This window comes from Mesorhizobium sp. M4A.F.Ca.ET.020.02.1.1 (genome assembly GCF_004022645.1).
Lineage (GTDB): Bacteria > Pseudomonadota > Alphaproteobacteria > Rhizobiales > Rhizobiaceae > Mesorhizobium.
The window spans coordinates 1-462 of the sequence record NZ_RZOI01001391.1 but is presented as its reverse complement, the minus strand read 5'-3'; the positions used below and the strand labels follow the sequence as shown (position 1 = coordinate 462).

At 66.9% G+C, this 462-nt stretch carries 1 protein-coding gene; it reads left to right on the top strand.

Features of this window, described 5'->3' with window-relative positions:
* On the top strand, positions 1 to 462 hold a 462-nt coding region (locus EN742_RS37310; RefSeq protein WP_128334007.1), incomplete at both ends, for an MSMEG_1061 family FMN-dependent PPOX-type flavoprotein.

The window sequence follows — 462 nt, the reverse complement described above, 5'->3', positions numbered from 1 at the left end:
ACGCCCCGACCGACCGATGGCCCCATCCGCAAGGAACTGAAGGCGCTTGACGGCCATTGCCGCTCCTTTATCGGCAAGAGCCCCTTCGTGCTGATCGGCTCCTCCGACGGCGCCGGCAATGCCGACGTAACGCCGAAAGGCGACAAGCCCGGCTTCGCCGCCATCCTCGACGACGCGACCATCGCCATCCCCGACCGGCCCGGCAACAACCGGCTGGACACGCTGGAGAACATCGTCCGCAATCCCTCGGTCGGGCTGTTGTTCCTCATTCCCGGCATGAACGAGACGCTGCGCGTCAACGGCGACGCCCGCATCACCGTCGATGCCGGCCTGCGCGGGCGGCTGGCCGTCGACGGCAAGGAGCCGCAGAGCGTCATCGTGGTGTCGGTCAAGGCCGCCTACATGCATTGCGCCAAGGCCTTCATGCGCTCGGATCTGTGGAAGCCGGAGACCTGGTACGAC